This is a genomic window from Neisseria sp. P0021.S005 (genome assembly GCF_051956955.1).
The window spans coordinates 1-1,528 of sequence record NZ_JBQCWY010000714.1; the positions used below are offsets into that span (position 1 = coordinate 1).

Sequence of the window (1,528 nt, forward strand, 5' to 3'; positions counted from 1 at the left end):
TGAGGATGTCAGACAAGCCGAACTCGGGGGTAAGGCCGAAGAGTCGGTCGAGGTAGCCTTTGCGCATATCGGTATCGATAAGCAGAACGCGTTTGCCTGACTGCGCCATTACGGTGGCGAGGTTGGCGGAGATAAAGGATTTACCTGCTTCAGGCGCGGCACCGGTAATCATGAGGATGTTGTTAGGCGCGTCCAGCATGGAGAAGTAGATATTGGTGCGCAGGGCGCGGATGGCTTCGACGGCAGTATCGGCGCGGTCTTCACTGGCCAGCAGATAGTTGGAACGGCCGCCGGTTTTCTTGAATTTGCTTTTGAAGAAGTCGCGTTTTTGCTGGGTTTTGGAGTGCGGAACAAGAGCGACGACTTCCAAATTGAGGTTTTCGATTTCTGCAGATGAAGTAATGCCGTTTTTCATGCGGTTGCGAATCATCAGCCACAAAGCGGTCAATGAGCCTGCGGCAAGTGCGCTCAGGAACGTGATTACGGCTTTACGCGGTGCAACGGGGTTTTCAGGGACATAGGCATAATCGACGATGCGGACATTACCTTGCGCGCTGGCTTTCATGATGTTGAGTTCTTGTTGTTTGCTCAACAGTTGGACGTAGGTAGCCTGGTTGGTTTCTACGTCGCGGGTCAGGCGGATAACTTCTTGTTGGGTATTCGGCAACTCGGCGATTTGTTGATTGATTTTGTTTTTAGCGCGCTCGAGAACGGCAAGTTTGTCCAATACGGCTTTATAGGAAGGGTGTTCCGGCGTGTACAGCTCGGCTAAGCCTGCTTCTTCGGTTTTGAGCAGGGTAATTTGGGTTTCGATGCTGGTCAGGCTTTCCAATGCGCCTTTGGACTCGAGTGGAATGTCGAGAGAGCCTGATTGTTGGCGGTAGGCATTGAGTTTGTTTTCAGCGTCTTGCAAGGTTTCTTTCAAGCGTGGCAATTCTTCGCTGATGAAGGCCAAACCGCTGGATGCAACTTGGACATCGCGTTCACGGTTTTGCGCAACGTAGTTGTCGGCAATGCTGTTGAGGATGACGCTGGTACGTTTAGGGTCGGTGCCGGTAAAGGCAAGGTTGATGATGGGGCTAGTTTTACCTTTGCTGATAACAGCCAGTTTGTTTTGGATGTTTTCGATGGCGCTGATGCGGGAGAACTTGGTCAACGTAAATTCTTGACCCGGATTGGCCAGTATTTGATCGATTTTGAGGGTGGTGTGATTGTTGATTTTCAGAGGCACGCCGACCTTGCCTTCGACGACGCGTTTGTCAGGAAGGGTAAGGGTATAGGCCTTGTTGCTTTTGGCGGTCAGCGTGAAGGTTTTGTTGAACCATTCGTCTTGTACGGTAAAGCTGCCGACGGTCAATTTAGGATCGGGGTCGCCGCTGATGTTGTGCATCAGGCTGCCGATAACGGGTGTGTATTTGGCTTTGACTTCTTGGTCAAGCTGAAGGTCATCGACGGTTTTACCCAGCACCAAGCGTGATTGAACCAGCTCGACTTCTGCTTCAGACGGCGTGGTTTGATTGTTGAAGAT

1 protein-coding gene is annotated in these 1,528 nt (G+C 51.3%); it reads right to left on the reverse strand.

The window, feature by feature from the left end; genetic code table 11:
- A partial coding sequence (locus ACTHUE_RS18615) for a GNVR domain-containing protein (protein ID WP_440424145.1) occupies positions 1-1,528 on the reverse strand: 1,528 nt, incomplete at both ends.